The 15211-nt window shown below is 69.6% G+C and carries 17 protein-coding genes; 9 read left to right on the top strand and 8 right to left on the bottom strand.

The genetic code is table 11. The annotated features are described in order from the left end of the window. The 4 genes from AOK01_RS11630 to AOK01_RS11615 form a co-directional block, all read left to right on the top strand. A partial coding sequence (locus tag AOK01_RS11630; RefSeq protein ID WP_281181341.1) for an acyl-CoA dehydrogenase family protein occupies positions 1 to 546 on the top strand: 546 nt, incomplete at its 5' end. 363 nt (positions 547 to 909) lie between these two features. After that, entirely contained in the window at positions 910 to 2094 is a 1185-nt protein-coding gene (locus AOK01_RS11625) for an alcohol dehydrogenase catalytic domain-containing protein (protein ID WP_055510889.1), read from the top strand. A gap of 115 nt (positions 2095 to 2209) precedes the next feature. Further along, a complete protein-coding gene (locus tag AOK01_RS11620; protein WP_055510888.1) occupies positions 2210 to 3091 on the top strand; it encodes an SDR family oxidoreductase in 882 nt (293 codons plus the stop codon). A gap of 77 nt (positions 3092 to 3168) precedes the next feature. Continuing rightward, positions 3169 to 4341, top strand: a complete 1173-nt coding sequence (locus tag AOK01_RS11615; RefSeq protein ID WP_055510887.1) for an FUSC family protein — start codon at positions 3169 to 3171, stop codon at positions 4339 to 4341. A gap of 53 nt (positions 4342 to 4394) precedes the next feature. On the opposite strand, the gene AOK01_RS11610 is transcribed toward AOK01_RS11615, so the two are convergent. Further along, complete coding sequence (locus AOK01_RS11610; RefSeq protein ID WP_055510886.1) at positions 4395 to 5207, bottom strand: VOC family protein; 813 nt, start codon at positions 5205 to 5207, stop codon at positions 4395 to 4397. A 101-nt stretch (positions 5208 to 5308) separates the two neighbouring features. Between AOK01_RS11610 and AOK01_RS11605 the strand changes: the two genes are divergently transcribed. Continuing rightward, positions 5309 to 6130 (top strand): SDR family NAD(P)-dependent oxidoreductase, encoded by an 822-nt coding sequence (locus AOK01_RS11605; protein WP_055510891.1) that lies wholly within the window; start codon positions 5309 to 5311, stop codon positions 6128 to 6130. 126 nt (positions 6131 to 6256) lie between these two features. Here the strand turns inward: AOK01_RS11605 and AOK01_RS11600 are convergent, their stop codons facing one another. Continuing rightward, entirely contained in the window at positions 6257 to 6634 is a 378-nt protein-coding gene (locus AOK01_RS11600; protein WP_055510885.1) for a helix-turn-helix transcriptional regulator, read from the bottom strand. Between the two features lie 140 nt (positions 6635 to 6774). Here AOK01_RS11600 and AOK01_RS11595 point away from each other — a divergent pair, with 140 nt between their 5' ends. Continuing rightward, positions 6775 to 7146, top strand: coding sequence for an ANTAR domain-containing protein (locus tag AOK01_RS11595; protein ID WP_079103342.1), 372 nt, complete (start codon positions 6775 to 6777; stop codon positions 7144 to 7146). Between the two features lie 10 nt (positions 7147 to 7156). On the opposite strand, the gene AOK01_RS11590 is transcribed toward AOK01_RS11595, so the two are convergent. The 3 genes from AOK01_RS11590 to AOK01_RS11580 all read right to left on the bottom strand — a co-directional run bounded on the left by AOK01_RS11590 (position 7157) and on the right by AOK01_RS11580 (position 8568). Then, complete coding sequence (locus AOK01_RS11590; protein WP_055510884.1) at positions 7157 to 7393, bottom strand: hypothetical protein; 237 nt, start codon at positions 7391 to 7393, stop codon at positions 7157 to 7159. An 83-nt stretch (positions 7394 to 7476) separates the two neighbouring features. Then, the gene (locus AOK01_RS11585) at positions 7477 to 8208 is read right to left on the bottom strand and encodes a UdgX family uracil-DNA binding protein (protein ID WP_079103341.1); all 732 of its coding nucleotides are present in this window, start codon (positions 8206 to 8208) and stop codon (positions 7477 to 7479) included. A gap of 12 nt (positions 8209 to 8220) precedes the next feature. Continuing rightward, positions 8221 to 8568, bottom strand: a complete 348-nt coding sequence (locus AOK01_RS11580) for a DUF6479 family protein (RefSeq protein WP_245702212.1) — start codon at positions 8566 to 8568, stop codon at positions 8221 to 8223. Positions 8569 to 8936: 368 nt separating this feature from the next. On the opposite strand from AOK01_RS11580, the gene ctaD reads away from it, so the two are divergent. Together ctaD and ctaF are read left to right on the top strand one after the other, a co-directional pair. Next, on the top strand, positions 8937 to 10610 hold the full coding sequence (gene ctaD, locus AOK01_RS11575) for an aa3-type cytochrome oxidase subunit I (protein ID WP_055510882.1): 1674 nt from the start codon (positions 8937 to 8939) through the stop codon (positions 10608 to 10610). Further along, positions 10607 to 11008: an aa3-type cytochrome oxidase subunit IV gene (gene ctaF, locus AOK01_RS11570; protein ID WP_055510881.1), complete on the top strand. Its 402-nt coding sequence runs from the start codon at positions 10607 to 10609 to the stop codon at positions 11006 to 11008. The genes ctaD and ctaF overlap by 4 nt, the downstream gene beginning before the upstream one ends. Before the next feature lie 14 nt (positions 11009 to 11022). Here ctaF and qcrB read toward each other — a convergent pair whose 3' ends face one another. From qcrB to AOK01_RS11555, 3 genes are all read right to left on the bottom strand, one after another. Beyond that, positions 11023 to 12501, bottom strand: coding sequence for a cytochrome bc1 complex cytochrome b subunit (gene qcrB / locus AOK01_RS11565; protein WP_079103340.1), 1479 nt, complete (start codon positions 12499 to 12501; stop codon positions 11023 to 11025). Between the two features lie 433 nt (positions 12502 to 12934). Further along, the gene (locus AOK01_RS11560; protein WP_055510880.1) at positions 12935 to 14038 is read right to left on the bottom strand and encodes a hypothetical protein; all 1104 of its coding nucleotides are present in this window, start codon (positions 14036 to 14038) and stop codon (positions 12935 to 12937) included. 5 nt (positions 14039 to 14043) lie between these two features. After that, a complete protein-coding gene (locus AOK01_RS11555) occupies positions 14044 to 14268 on the bottom strand; it encodes a hypothetical protein (protein ID WP_055510879.1) in 225 nt (74 codons plus the stop codon). Positions 14269 to 14343: 75 nt separating this feature from the next. On the opposite strand from AOK01_RS11555, the gene AOK01_RS11550 reads away from it, so the two are divergent. Then, the gene (locus AOK01_RS11550) at positions 14344 to 15177 is read left to right on the top strand and encodes a chitosanase (protein WP_055510878.1); all 834 of its coding nucleotides are present in this window, start codon (positions 14344 to 14346) and stop codon (positions 15175 to 15177) included. The last annotated feature ends 34 nt before the right edge of the window (positions 15178 to 15211 follow it).

The following is a 15211-nucleotide window of genomic DNA, read 5'->3' as shown; positions in this document are numbered from 1 at the left end:
CCCCGTGTGCGCCGCTCGCTCGACCCCGCCCGTCGGCTCCGCCTCCCCCGCCCCGGAGGCGAGCTCCTGGGCGTCGGCCCCTCGATCGGCGTGGCCGCCGCCGACGCCGTTCGCTGGGCGCGGCTCGCGACCGCCGCCCAGGCTCTCGGGGTGGGCCTCGCCCTGCTCGACAGGACCGTGGCGTACGTCAAGCAGCGCAGCCAGTTCGGTGTCCCCATCGGCTCGTTCCAGGCGGTCAGGCACCGGTTGGCCGACGCGAAGATCGCTCTGGAGTTCGCACGCCCGCTGATCTTCGGCGCCGCGCTGTCGATGGACCCCGCAGACCTCGCCGCAGCCAAGGTCGCGGCCGGCGAGGCGGCGTACGGCGCCGCCCGCACGGCCCTGCAACTGCACGGCGCGATCGGCTACACCGCGGAGTACGACCTCTCCCTGTGGCTGACCAAGGCACGGGCGTTGCGTTCGGCGTGGGGCAGCCCTGGCGAGTGCCGGGCGCTGGTGCTCGGCGCGGACGACGTCCCCGGTGGCGGTGCTCGGCGTCGCTCGTGAGCTCGCGGTGCCTGCGCCTGCTCCTCCTCCTCGGCGGTCGTCCCTCGGAGAAGTCGCCGATCCGCCGCGCGCACGGTGTGCCCGTGGGTGCTCGTGCCGGTGGCGTGCCGATGGCGTGCGACGGGCGGGTGCATCGGCACGTGCACCCACGGCACCCACGGCCGGCGGCGCCGGCGGGTGCACCGAGGAGCGGGCACGCATCACGCGCGCCGCGTCGGGTACTCGGGGTGACCACCGCCGCAGGCTTCATGTGGCGGGACGGTCAACGGTGTGACCAGCCTGGTGGAGGGGGAGCAACGGCCCGCACGGCAGGCACCGGGGCAGGCACCGCGGCACCGCGCCAACCTTGAGGAGGCCCTGAGCATGCGCGCACTGACATGGCAAGGCAAGCGCGACGTACGCGTCGAGGAGGTCCCCGATCCCCGGATCGAGAAGCCCGACGACATCATCGTCAAGGTGACCTCGACGGGGATCTGCGGTTCGGATCTCCACCTCTACGAGATCTTCGGCCCCTATATCGACCCGGGCGACATCCTGGGCCACGAGACCATGGGCGTCGTCGCCGAGACCGGGCCCGAGGTCACCGGCGTGGCCGTCGGAGACCGTGTGGTGATCCCCTTCAACGTCTCCTGCGGCGACTGCTGGATGTGCGAGCGCGGTCTGCAGTCGCAGTGCGAGACGACCCAGGTCACGTCCATGGGCAGCGGCGCCGCCCTGTTCGGCTACACCAAGCTCTACGGTCAGGTTCCGGGCGGACAGGCCGAGTTGCTGCGCGTGCCGTTCGGCAACAGGCTGCCCATCAAGGTGCCCGACGGTCCGCCCGACGACCGGTTCGTCTATCTCTCCGACGTGCTCCCCACCGCCTGGCAGGCGGTCGAGTACGCCGCCATCCCCGCCGGCGGCAGCGTCACGGTCCTCGGCCTCGGCCCCATCGGCGACATGGCCACCCGCATCGCGCGACTGCGCGGCGCGGAACTCGTCATCGGTGTCGACCGGGTCGACGCCCGCCTCGAACGAGCCCGGCGGCACGGCACCACCGTCCTGGACCTGCGCGAACACGGCAAGGACGTGGGCGACGCCGTCCGCGACCTCACGCAGGGCCGCGGCACGGACGCCGTCATCGACGCGGTCGGCCTCGAAGCGCACGGCGCACCGGTGGCGCAGGCGGCCCAATGGGCCACCGGTCTCCTGCCCGACAAGCTGGCCCGCCCGTTCATGGAGAAGGCCGGCGTCGACCGCATGAGCGCCCTTCTCACGGGGATCGACGCGGTCCGCCGCGGTGGCACGCTCTCCATCAGCGGTGTGTACGGGGGCGCCGCGAGCCCGCTGCCGCTGCTGACCATGTTCGACAAGCAACTGCAGGTACGGATGGGCCAGGCCAACGTATGGCACTGGATCGACGACATCCGCCCCCACCTCACCGACGCCGACCCCCTGGGCGTCGACGGCTTCGCCACGCACCATCTGCCGCTGCGGGACGGGCCCGCGGCGTACGCGACGTTCCAGGCCAAGGAAGACGGCATGGTCAAGACGCTCCTGCAGCCATGACACGCCGCATGCGTCACGCCTGAGGCCTCCCGCCACACGCCTCAGGCCGCACCCTCACGCCTCACTCTCAGCCTCACGCCTCACGCCTCACGCCACCGATCCAGGAGGAGCGCTGATGGGCAACGCCCCGCAGGACCCCACGACGAAGCACCCGCAGCCGGAGTTCCCTCAGCAGGACCAGGAGCCGCCGGGCCGGACGGGCGCGATGGACCCGGCGCCCGACCACGGTGAGGAGTCCTACCGAGGAAACGGGCTGTTGCGGGACCGGGCGGCGGTCGTGACCGGCGGCGACTCCGGTATCGGCCGCGCTGTCGCTCTCGCCTACGCCCGCGAGGGAGCGGACGTCCTCTTCACGCACCTGCCCGCGGAGGCGGATGACGCCCGCGAGACGGTGCGCCTTGTCGAGGAAGCAGGCCGCCGGGGCCTGGCCGTGCCGTGCGACATCCGGGACGAGGAGCAGTGCCGTCGCCTGGTCGAGCGGGCCGTGACGGAGTTCGGGCGGATCGATGTACTGGTCAACAACGCGGCCTATCAGATGTCCCAGCCCGAGGGCATCGAGGACATCTCCACGGAGCAGTTCGACCGCGTCGTGCACACGAACCTGTACGGCATGTTCTGGCTGTGCAAGATGTCCGTTCCGCACATCCCGTCGGGCGGGTCGATCATCAACACCACCTCGGTGCAGGCTTACAAACCGAGCCCTCACCTGCTCGACTACGCCATGACGAAGGGCGCCATCGTCACGTTCACGCAAGGGCTCGCGCAGATGCTGGCCGATCGGGGTGTCCGCGTCAACGCCGTCGCTCCGGGGCCGGTCTGGACGCCACTGATCCCGGCCACGCTGCCGGACACCAAGAAGTTCGGCGAGCAGGCCCCGATGGGCCGACCGGCCCAGCCCGCGGAGATGGCGCCCGCCTACGTCTTCCTCGCCTCGGAACACGCCGGCTTCATCACCGCGGAGATCATGAACGCCACCGGAGGCACACCACTGCCATGAGCCCGCCGGGACGATGCGCACGAATACGGCGAGTAAGACGAGTAGGGCGAGTTGGGCGAATAGCGCGAGCAGGGCGGATGTCGCGGGCAGGGCGGCGAGTGGGGCAGGCCGGGCAGTGGTGCCGACGGGCTCTCCTGTCGGCGGGTTCCGAGCGCGACGCCCTCCTGCTGATCGGCAAGAGCACCCTGGCGGCCACGCTCGCCTGGATGGTCTCCTTCTACGCGCTCGACGCCAGGTCGCCCGCCTTCGCGCCGTTCTCCGCGGTGCTGATCATGTACGTCACGGTCTACCAGTCCGTGACACAGTCCCTGCGTTACGTCGGCGCCGTCGCGCTGGGAGTGACCGTGCAGGCCGCACTCGGCTTCCTCGCCGGGCCGGATCTGCTGACCTTCGTGCTCGTGGCGGCGATCACTCTGTCGATCGGGCGGTCACGGGTGCTGGGGGTCCAGGGGCCGCAGGTGGCCACCGCGGCCTTCTTCGCGTTCTCCACCTACAGCAGCGCCACCGACGACACGACCCGGATCACCCAGCTGGGACAGATCGTGCTCCTGGTCCTCATCGGCTGTGCCATCGGCACCGCGGTCAACGTCACGATCGCCCCGCCGATGCGGTACCGCAGTGCCGAGTACAGCGTCCGCACCCTCGCCCGCGCGCTCCACGACCTGACCGCCGACATGCACCCCGCCCTGCGCGAAGGCGCACCGGACGCGGACACCACCGCACGATGGCGCGAACGGGCCGCCCTGACGGGCAGCCTGATCGACCAGGCCAGGGCCGGTCTGAACACCGCCGAGGAGAGTGTCCACTACAACCCCCGCCGGCTCCTGAGGCGCCATCGGAACCACCTCACTTTCCAGGGGTTCGAGACAGTGCTGAACGCCCTGGAACGGACTCTGTACCAACTGGCCTCGTTGACGCGGAGTCTCGACCAGTGGCAGGAAGAGGAGAACGACTACCACTACCGCGACTTCCTGGACTGTTACGCGGCCTTCCTCGAAGCCATCTGCGGGTTCGCCCGCACGCTGAGCACCCTGGACGAGGCAGCCCTGCCCGGGCAGGCGGAGCGGCTGGCGGGGCTGGCCGACGACGCCCGGGCGCGGCGCCGGGAGGTCGCCGCGGAAGCCGAGGCCCAGTCCCTGCCACTGGCCGACTCCGCCCGCCCCTACGGCGTCCTGGTCGTCGAGGCCACCCGCCTGATGGAAGAGGTCCAGCACACCAGCGACACCCTCCACACGTGGATCGAGGCGTGACCGCGGGAAGCCGGGGGGCGGGGCCCTTCAACCTCCTTGTCCCGGCCGTCGGTTCACGCATCTCCCCGTACCGGCCGTGGGTCCACGACGAACCGTGCGCCGTCCGGATCGCCGAGAACCGCCGCCTCCGTCGCGCGCGTCCCGCCCCGCAGGACGCTGCCGCCGTGGGCCAGTGCGGCCCGGGCGCAGGCTTCCACGTCGTCGACCGTGAAGTGGACCTGCCAGTGCGGCCGCATCGCGGGGTCGGGTGCGGATCCCACCGCGCCCGCATGGATACGGGCCACGACGTCGCCCTGGCTGCGCAGCACGACCTCCTCGCCCTCGTAGTGGACTTCGCACGAGCCCGCCCCCTCCGATGCCCAGCCGAGGATCTCCGCGTAGAAGATGGCCGCGTCGAAGACGTCACGGGTGTGGAGCTCCATGAAGGCCGGTGCCGCGCGGCGCCATTGCTGCCAGTCGGCCACCAGCTCGCCCTCCCAGATGCCGAAGACCGCACCGTCGCGATCGGCGAGCAGCGCTGCCCGGCCCGGCGGAAAGGAGAGGGGCCCCACGGCGGTTGTGCCTCCCCGCTCCCGGCTGCGGGCCACGGTTTCGTCCGCGCTGGACGCGGCGAAGAAGGGGGTCCATGCGGCCGTCGCCTGCCCCAGGGTCTCCACGGCGGACACCCCCGCCACCGGGACTCCGCCCACACTGGCGAACCTGTACTCAACGCCCAGCCTGCCGGTGCGCCACTCCCAGCCCAGCACAGCGTGGTAGAACTCCTCCGCGGCCCGCATGTCACGCGTGGTCAGACTGACCCAGCAGGGTGCGCCGACAACGGAGCTGCTGGTGATGTCCTGGCTTCCAGCCGTCTTGTAGCTGCTCATCTCGTACGCCTTAGAACGCTTCGGAGCTGCTGACTGCACTCCTGAGTCATTTTAGGCCGTAGGTGAATGTTTGCCCGGAGATGTACGGGTACCTGGCAGGGATGGACGACACGAAGCCCCTGGCCCTCGTCACGGGTGCCTCAAGCGGCATCGGATACGAACTGGCCAAGCAGTTCGCCGAGAACGGGTACAACCTGTTGCTGACCGCGGAGAACGGTGAGCTGCATCAGGCCGCGGACGAGATCCGCGCCCACGGAGCACAGGTCGAGGCCGTTCGGATCGACCTGGCGGAGCCGGACGGCGTCGACCGGCTGTACGCCGCCGTCACCGCGCTGGGGCAGCCGGTCGCCGCCGCGGCGCTCAACGCCGGCGTGGCGAAGGGCGGGCGGTTCGTCGAGAACGAACTGGTCGACGAGCTCCGCCTCATCGACCTCAACATCACCTCGACGGTTCGCCTCACGAAGCGGCTGCTCCCGGACATGCTCGCGCGGGACGAGGGCAAAGTGCTGTTCACCTCCTCGATCGCGGCGCTCCTGCCCGGCTCGTACCAGGCCGTGTACAACGCCTCCAAGTCGTTCGTGCAGTCCTTCGCCCAAGCACTGCAGGAGGAACTGAAGGACACCGGCCTCACCATCACGTCGCTCATGCCCGGCCCCACGGAGACGGAGATCTTCCGACGGGCCGGCATGGCGGACACCAAGGTCGGACAGCAGAAGAAGGACGACCCCGCCAAGGTCGCGAAGGACGGCTTCGAAGCCCTGATGCGCGGCAAGAAGAAGATCGTGGCCGGCTCGGCCAGGACCAGGGCGCAAACCCTCGTGAGCAAGATCCTCCCGGACAGCGTGAAGGCAGCCGCCCACGGCAGGATGGCCGAGCCGGGCTCGGCCGACAGCTCGGCCGACAAAGGCACGTCCGAGAACTAGTCCGAGAAGGCATCCGAGGAGTCATGAGGGCGCCTCGGTGACCTCCTCCCACCACGTCCCGCCGTCCGCGATGTGCCGCAGCAGCACTCCCTCGCGGATGTGCGGGTCAAGCTGGTTGACGGGCCGTCACCTGGCGGGTTCGGAGCCGCGCTCGCCGGGCGGTGCCGACGGCGACTGCGACTGCTGCGGCAGTCCGTCACGCCGCGCATCGTGCTGCGCGAGGACCGACAGCAGTCCCGCGACGGTCAGCCCGGCTTCGGCCGGGTGCCGCAGAATGGTCCCCGGCTCGATGCGGTAGACATTGGTGCGCCCCTGCCGAGTGTGGGTCAGATAACCGTCCCGCTCCAGATCAGAAATGATCTTCTGGACGGCCCTCTCGGTGAGCCTGCACCGCGCCGCGATGTCACGAATGCGAGTGCCCCGGTCTTCTGCGATCGCGGCCAGCACCCGGGCGTGGCTGGTCAGAAACGTCCAGCCCGTGTGTGTCTCGAAAACTTCACCCATGCACCCCAGGATAGGGCGTCACATTCACGTATTCCTAGAGGCGAAATGTATTTCATGTATAGCTTGACGGGTTATGTGGAGAGGGTGACACTGGAGGAGGCTTTTCAGACAGGCGTACACCTCGGGAGGGAGCGACTCTCATGCCGGAACTGGAACTCTTCGCCCCGTCCGTGAACAGCGACCGACCTGCCCACCGCGACACGCACGACACGGAGGCGCTGCGCACCGAAGTGGTGCAGCTGAAGCGGGCCATGCAGACGCGGCCCGTCATCGACATGGCCCGCGGGGTCCTGATGGCCTCTTTCGGCCTCCGCCCGGACGACGCCTGGAGCGTCCTGGTCGACGTGTCCCAGCACACCAACACCAAGCTCCGCCAGGTGGCCGCCGAACTCGTGGAGACGGTCGGCGGAGAGCCACTGCCCGAGCCCCTGTCGACGCGGCTGTCCACAGCGGTCGCCGACGTTTCCCGGGCAGCGGACGCCGACGTCTCTCGTTTCCCTCGCTCGGCGTAGGCGCGTTGCCTCAGCTGCCGTCCAGGCGCGCGCGCAGCAGCCGCTTCCCCAGTTCGGCGCCCTTGCGGCTGTCCGCCTGGGCCTTGCGGAACAGGTCCGCGACCTCGGTGTCCTTGGCGCGCTCCGCGTCCTCGATGTACGTCTCCAGCCGCAGCGCGTTGCTCAGGCACGCCTCCACGTACCAGACCAGGTTGTAGTCCTTGTCCGCGGTGTGCGTGACGCCGCCGGTCTCCGTGCTGCTGGTCATACGAGCCTCCTGTGTGTAGTGCTTCGTGTGTTGCGCGATCTGTGTTCTTTGTCTTGGGTTGTTCTTTGTCTTGGGTTGCCGCCTCAGCCGTGGCTCTCTCCCAGCGCCCGCGCGGCTACCTCCAGGTCCGACACCAGTCCCGCGTACGCGGCTTCCCTGTCGTCGGAACGCAGTACGGCCGAGGGATGGAGCGTCGCCACCACGTAGCGCGCCTCGCCGTCAGGGCTCTGCCCGTCCTCGCCCGGCAGCGGGATGAGGGTCCCGCGGTCCTTGGTCACCCGGAACGACCGTCCGAGCAGTGCCTTTCCGGCTGTCGCGCCGAGGGCCACCACCACGTCCGGCCGGACCAGGTGCAGCTCCACGTCGAGCCAGGGCCGGCAGGCGGTGAGTTCCCGCAGGTCCGGTGCCTTGTGGATACGGCGTTTGCCGGGTCCGGCGCGGGTGAACTTGAAGTGCTTCACCGCGTTGGTGACGTACGTGGTGTCGCGGTCGATCCCGGCTTCCGTCATCGCTTTGTCCAGCAGGCGGCCGGCCGGGCCGACGAAGGGTTCGCCCTGCCTGTCCTCCTGATCACCGGGCTGTTCCCCGACGAACACGATCCGCGCCGTGGCCGCGCCCTTGCCGAAGACGGTCCCGGTGGCGTCCTCGAACAGGGGGCACCCCCGGCACTCCGCCGCCGCCTGCCGGTGCGCGGGGAGCCCGCCCCGCTTCGGCAGGTAAGGGGTGGCGTCGTACCCGTCGGGGCCGGCGCCCTCGATCTCGGGACCGGCGCCCTCGGTGTCGGTGTCGGTACGGGCTGCGTCGGGCCGGGTCATGTCGCCACCTCGTCACGTCCGGCCGGGGCCGCCGCCTCCGAAGGAGCCGCTGGAACCGGAGTCCCAGCGGGGACGGTCCTGGTTCTCGCCGCGTTTGCTTCCCGAGGCGTGCAGGTCGTGAGGGCTCAGCCGCTCGCTCTCGTCGGCGGCCCGGGGTACTTCGTCCGGCTCCCGCATCTCGCGGGCCTCTTGGACCGGGCCGGACTCCGGCCTCCTGGGCTGTTCCTCCGGCCGGGGCGGCCTCGGCTGCCCCCGCCGTGACTTGATGCCCAGGCGGACCGCCCACACCAGTACGCCGACGATGACGAGCCCGCCGACGAAGGCGCCGATCGATCCCACGGCCGCGTCCGACACAGCCACGGATCGCACTGCGTCATATGTCGTTCTCATGGGCGCCGAGTACCCGGCTCGGCAAAAAACGAACGGGTCGAAATCGGCACCGGCCCGGTCCGGAACCGGACCGGACGAGAACCAGACCAAATGGTCGCGTGAAGCGCGTGAAGGTGATTTTCCGAGAACGTGATCTTCCGCCCGCTCCTTTGCTCCGAACGTCGCTGCCGTTCCCCGCTCACTCGTGGCAAGGGCGGATCTCGTGGATCACGGCGGTAGCGTCGCCGCGCGGACCCCGGCACCTGTCGTCGGTCGCGCCGTTCGTTTCCCGGCGGGCCGCCGGGGCACTCGCCCCACGCGTTGTCGACGGAGTCGACTGAAGTCGACTGAGGAGGACCATGACCGAACTGTCGGAACGGGACGGCGACGCGCGGACGGAGTCGGCCGCCGAACCGTCCGTGGGGCGCGCACTGCTTCGCTGGACCTCGACGACCGATCACAAAGTGATCGGCCAGCTGTACATGGTCACCGCTTTCTGCTTCTTCCTGTTCGCGGGATTGCTCGCTCTGGGCATGCGGGCCGAACTCGCCCGTCCCGGGCTGCAGTTCATGGACGAGCACACGTACAACCAGCTCTTCACCATTCACGGCACGATCATGATGCTGCTGTTCGCCACCCCCATGTTCGCGGGGTTCGCGAACGCGGTGATGCCCCTGCAGATCGGCGCCCCGGACGTGGCCTTTCCGCGCTTGAACGCCCTGTCGTACTGGATGTACCTGTTCGGCGGTCTGATGGTCGTGGCGGGATTCCTGGTTCCCGGGGGTGCCGCCGCCTTCGGCTGGTTCGCCTACGCGCCGCTGAACAGCGCCTACCACACGCCCGGCGCGGGAGGTGATCTCTGGGTGATGGGGCTGGTGGTGGCGGGTGTGTCGACCACGCTCGGCGCGGTCAACTTCATCACCACGATCCTCTGTCTGCGCGCTCCCGGCATGACGATGTTCCGGATGCCGATCTTCACCTGGAACGTGCTGTTCACCTCGATTCTCGTACTGCCCGCTTTCCCCGTCCTCACGGCGGCTCTGCTCGCTCTGGAGGCCGACCGGAAATTCGGCGGGCACGTCTTCGACGCGACGAACGGCGGCGCCATTCTGTGGCAGCACCTGTTCTGGTTCTTCGGTCACCCGGAGGTCTACATCGTGGCCCTCCCATTCTTCGGCATCATTTCGGAGATCCTCCCGGTCTTCTCCCGAAAACCGCTCTTCGGTTACGTTCCGCTGATCGGCGCGACCATCGCCATCACCATGCTGTCCGCCGTCGTCTGGGCACATCACATGTTCGCCACCGGAGCGGTTCTGCTGCCCTTCTTCTCCATGATGTCGTTCCTGATCGCGGTGCCCACCGGAATCAAGTTCTTCGCGTGGATCGGCACGATGCGCAAAGGATCACTGTCCTTCGAGACACCGATGCTGTGGGCGCTCGGATTCCTGATGTCATTCCTGCTCGGCGGGCTCAGCGGAGTACTGATCGCCTCTCCACCGCTCGACTTCCATCTCACCGACTCGTACTTCATCGTGGCGCACCTGCACTACGTCCTGTTCGGCACCGTGGTCTTCGCGATGTTCGCCGGTTTCTATTTCTGGTGGCCCAAGTTCACCGGCAAGATGCTGGACGAACGGCTGGGCAAGCTGCACTTCTGGCTGCTGTTCCCCGCTTTCCAGCTGACGTTCCTGGTGCAGCACTGGCTGGGCGAGGCGGGCATGCCGCGCCGGTACGCCGACTACCTGCCCGCCGACGGATTCACGGCCCTCAACACCCTCTCGTCGATCGGGGCCTTTCTCCTCGGCGCGTCCACCCTGCCGTTCCTCTACAACGTGTGGCACACGGCGAAGTACGGGCGCCGGGTGGAGGAGGACGACCCCTGGGGCTTCGGGCGCGCGCTGGAATGGGCGACCTCCAGCCCGCCGCCCCGCCACAACTTCGTGGCCCTGCCCCGCGTCCGGTCGGAGGCACCGGCCTTCGATCTGCACCATCCCTCGATCGTCAAGCAGGCCAGGGCGGAGGGACTGCGGTGAAGGTCGAGGCACTGCTCTTCGGCGGTGTGGCGGTGTTCTTCGCCGGTGCCGCCGCCCTCTACGGCTGGTGGTCCGCGGACCCCGCCGGTACGGCGGCCCTGGTGGTCGCCTTCCTGATGGCCGCGGTCGTCTCGTTCTTCTGCGCCACGCAGTACCGGCGCAGGGGACGGCGCCCCCAGGACCGTACCGACGCCGAAGTGGCCGACGGCTCGGGGCCCTTGGAGTTCTTCCCGGCCCAGAGCCCGTGGCCGCTGATCACGGCCCTGGGCTTCGCGGTGCTGTGCACGGGGGTGGTCTACGGGCTGTGGCTGTTCCTCATCGGCGTCGGCGTGCTCGCTCGGGGTGTCCTCGGGATGGTGTTCCAGTACGCGGACCGGGACGCCGGTCGGGGTTACTGAGCAGGGAGGACTGGTCAGAGGGACTGGTCAGGGGGACTTGCCGGGGCCGGTGTTCTGGGGGCGCCCGGCCGGAACTTCCCGACCGGCCGGTGGTCGCTCTCGTAGCCGCCTGCCACGGACTGGCGCACCTCGCCCGACTCGTCCCCCGTCACAAGGCGCTCCCGTTCCTTCCACACGAGGGCGCGGCACACGGTCCGGGTCAGGAGGAAGGCGAGGACCGGCCCCACCACGAGCGCGACCCGCAGCACCCAGGTCAGCGCGTTCAGGGAGATGTGGAACGACTGCGCCACCACGTCATTGCCGCCGGCCAGGAGCAGCACACCGTAGAAGGTGATCCCGGCGACGCCCAGTCCGGTGCGGACGGGGCGTTCGCGCGGCCGGTCGCACAGGTGGTGCTCCTGGTGCCACTCGCCCGTCAGCCGCTGCTCGACGAACGGGTACGCGTACAGCACGAGGAAGAGCAGGCCCGGCAGGACGACGGCCGGGAGCAGGACGTTCCACATGAGCGTGTGCCCGGCGATGTTCGTCTCCCAGGGCGGCACGAGCCGCAGAGCCCCTTCCAGGAAACCCACGTACCAGTCGGGCTGGGAGCCCGTCGACACCTGGTCCGGCCGGTAGGGGCCGTACGTCCACACGGGGTTGATCTGGGCGAGACCGGCGAGCAGGGCCAGTACTCCGAAGACGATGAGGGACAGGCCGCCCGAAGTGGCCATGAACTGCGGGTACATGGGTTTGCCGACGACGTTGCCGTTCGTCCTGCCCGGTCCGCGCCACTGCGTGTGCTTCAGGTGGAAGACGAGGATCAGATGTGCGGTGACGAGGCCGATCAGCAGGCCGGGCAGGAGCAGGATGTGCATCGCGTACAGCCTGGAGATGATGTCCTCGCCGGGGAACTCGTCCCCGAACACGAACATGCTCACGTAGCTGCCCACCACCGGGATGGAGAGCATGATGCCCTGCGCGATGCGCAGCCCCGTGCCCGAGAGCAGGTCGTCGGGGAGTGAGTAGCCGGCGAAGCCCTCGGCGAGCGCGAGCACGAACAGTGTGACGCCGATGACCCAGTTCGCTTCGCGCGGCCTGCGGAAGGCGCCGGTGAAGAAGATCCGGAGCAGGTGCAGGCCGATCGCGGCGAGGAAGACGATCGCCGCCCAGTGGTGCATCTGGCGGATGAGGAGGCCGCCTCGCACATCGAAGCTGATCCGCAGGGTCGAGTCGAAGGCGGCCGACATCCGGACGCCTCTCAGCGGGACGTGGCTTCCGTCGTACGTGACTTCACGCATCTCGGGCGTGAAGAAGAGGGTCAGCCACACGCCGGTGAGCATCAGGACGATCAGGCTGTAGAGCGCCAGCTCGCCCAGGAGGAACGACCAGTGGTCGGGGAAGGCCTTGCGGAGGAGTTTTCCTCCGCCGTCGTGGAGGGGCAGCCTTGCGTCGGCGGCGTCCGCGAAGCGCTCCGCGGGGTGGCGGGCTCGGTGGTCCGGGCCGTGACCCATGGGTCCCTTGGCAGACTCCCCGCCCACGGACTGTCTCCTTCCGCACGTATGTGCCTCGCGGCTCTGTCCATGTCTTGCCGCTGGGCCGCGGGTCGAGTACCCCGATCGTGCGAAACACTCGTTCGGCCGACCGCCGGTGGGGGCTTGTCGCGCCGTTCCTCGCGCCCCTGGGTGTGTGGTGGGGCGGGGACATGCCGGGACATCCGGACGCCGCTCTCGCAAAGTCGGGTCGAGGCATCTTGCCGCGGCGCCCGGACATCCCGACACGCCCCCTCCGGCCGGAGGCCGACTGCGGCCCGGTGGGGGTCGGTCGTCTTTTCTTGGGGGGAGCGACCGGCGTTTTTAGGGGCGCGGGGAACTGCGCGACCAGCCCCCACCGGCCCGCACGTCGTGGACAGGCCTCAAGCAACCCACTTTTCAGGGGTGCAGCGATCTAACCGGTCGCCCGTTCCCGGAACGCCGGCAGTGCGTAGACGCGTCGCCTCGCCGTCGCGTCCATCAGCTCGATGAGCGGGACGACCAGGTCCCAGAGCCCCTCCTTCTCGACGCCACGGGCCAACCCGTCGAGGCCCTCGTCGTCGAGCGCCCCCGCGGCCGTGGCCACGACCCGCCGGGCGGTCGGCGGCAGCACCCCCACCATGGGCAGGAAATCCGCCCAGAGGCCGGTCGCCACCACCCCTCGGACGAGCCCGTCGAGCACGGCGGGGTCCCGCAGCGCGGGCAGCGCGGCGACGGCCCGCAGCTCGTCCTCGCTCAGCGCGGACACGATCGGCAGCAGCGACTCCCACAGGTCCTGCTCGGCGGTGACGCGGATCAGGGAGTCGAGCCGGGCCTCGGGCTGGGCGGCGGTCAGCGAGGCGAGGCGGGTCCGCTGGTCGTCGGCCGCCATGCCCGCGACGGCCATGGCCTCGGGCCACAGGCCGTGGTCGTCGGCGGCCGCGATGACCGAGGAGAGCTGTTCGTCGTCCAGCAGCCCGAGGATGAGTCCGAGCCGTTCGGGATGGTCGATGACGAAGCCCGTACGCAGCAGAGTCGTTTCCCCGAGCCGCGGCAGGACGCTTCTGAGCGCGGATTCCCGCAGGTGGCCGACGAATCGGCCCATGGTGAGGTGGTCGCCGCGCTCGGCGAGGACGAGGGCGATGCGTACGACGGTGTCGTCGTCCAGCCTGCCCATGATCCCGGCGATCCGGCGCGGGTCGACGTGATGGCAGCAGCGGGCCGTGAAGTCGACGGGGAGTCTGTCGATGATGTCGGCCGCGCGGGCCGGTTCGAGGCGCCCGGCGAGCGCGGCGGCCAGACGGGGGCCCAGTGCCTTCTGCGCGATGCCGGCGGCGACCGTGGCGGGCAGGAGTTTCGTCATGGCGGCGATGCGGTCGAGCCTGCCGCGGTCCTCGTCGAAGAGCGCGGCGACGACCCGCTCACGGAAGAGGCGTACGTCGTCGGCGGGCAGCTCTTCGAGGAACGTCAGCCGGTGCGGCTCGACGTCCAGCAGTCGGGCGAGTTTCAGGGTCTCGGCTCTGCCGCGCAACGTGTCCATGCGGACTACGCCTGGCGGAAGAGCATCCGGCGGACAGGTTCCCTGGTGAGGGCCGGTACGAGGGTGAGGGCGTCCTCGACGGCCTCGTTCAGCGCGGACGCGCGGCGCTCCCGTGCCCGGCGCAGCGCCTGGGCGAGCAACAGGGCCCCCGGGCCGTCCAGCGCACCGCAGCCCTCCGGCAGTGGACTGCCCAACTCCGCCCGCAGCAGCGCCAGTTCGTCCGCGCTCACAAACCCTCCCCCGGAAGCTCACAGCAGGCCCACCCGATGCGGCACGGCACCCTGCGGCGATCGTACTCTTTGCGTATGAAACGCGCTGGCCGTCTGCTGTTCGTCACCGTCCCTCTCCTCGCGGTGGCGGCGTGCTTCGCCGTGCCCGGTGAGGGCGGAGACGGTTCGCGTGCGAAGGGCGGGGCCGCGGCTTCCGAGGCCCGTGCGGCCGGTCTGGACGCGCCGGAGAAGAAGGAACTGGCCCAGCGGATCGTGTCCAGTGCCGAGAACTCCAGCCTCGACTGGCGCGAGCAGTACGACTACGTCGAGGACATCGACGACGGCCGCGGGTACACGGCGGGCATCATCGGCTTCACCACCGGTACGCACGATCTGCTCGTCCTGGTCGAGCGCTACACGAAGTCCCACCCGGACAACGGCCTGGCCCGCTACCTTCCCGCGCTCCGGGAGGTCGACGGCTCCGAGTCGCACGAGGGGCTGGGCTCCGGATTCGTCGCGGCGTGGAAGGCGGAGGCGCGGGAGGCTGCCTTCCGCAAGGTCCAGGACGCCGAACGTGACCGCGTCTACTTCGACCCGGCGGTCCGCCTCGCGAAGCGCGACGGCCTCGGCGCGCTCGGCCAGTTCATCTACTACGACGCGATGGTCATGCACGGGCCCGGCACCGATCCCGGCTTCTACGGCATCCGCAAACGTGCCCTGGAAGAGGCGGACACTCCTGCGGAGGGCGGCAAGGAGAAGGCCTACCTCGACATCTTCCTGGACATGCGCCGCAAGACGATGAAGGCCGAGGGGCGGGGGGACACGTCCCGCGTGGACACCGCCCAGCGGAGATTCCTCTACGACGGGAATCTGGACCTGCACACCCCACTGAAGTGGAAGGTCTACGGCCAGCCGTACGAGGTGAAGTAGCCCCCGTTTTTTCGCCCCCGCCGCCCCTACCCGT

Origin of the sequence: Streptomyces aurantiacus (assembly GCF_001418335.1) — a bacterium.
Taxonomy (GTDB): Bacteria; Actinomycetota; Actinomycetes; order Streptomycetales; family Streptomycetaceae; genus Streptomyces; species Streptomyces aurantiacus.
The sequence above is the reverse complement of the archived record's forward strand: the minus strand, read 5'-3'. Positions and strand labels throughout refer to the sequence as shown.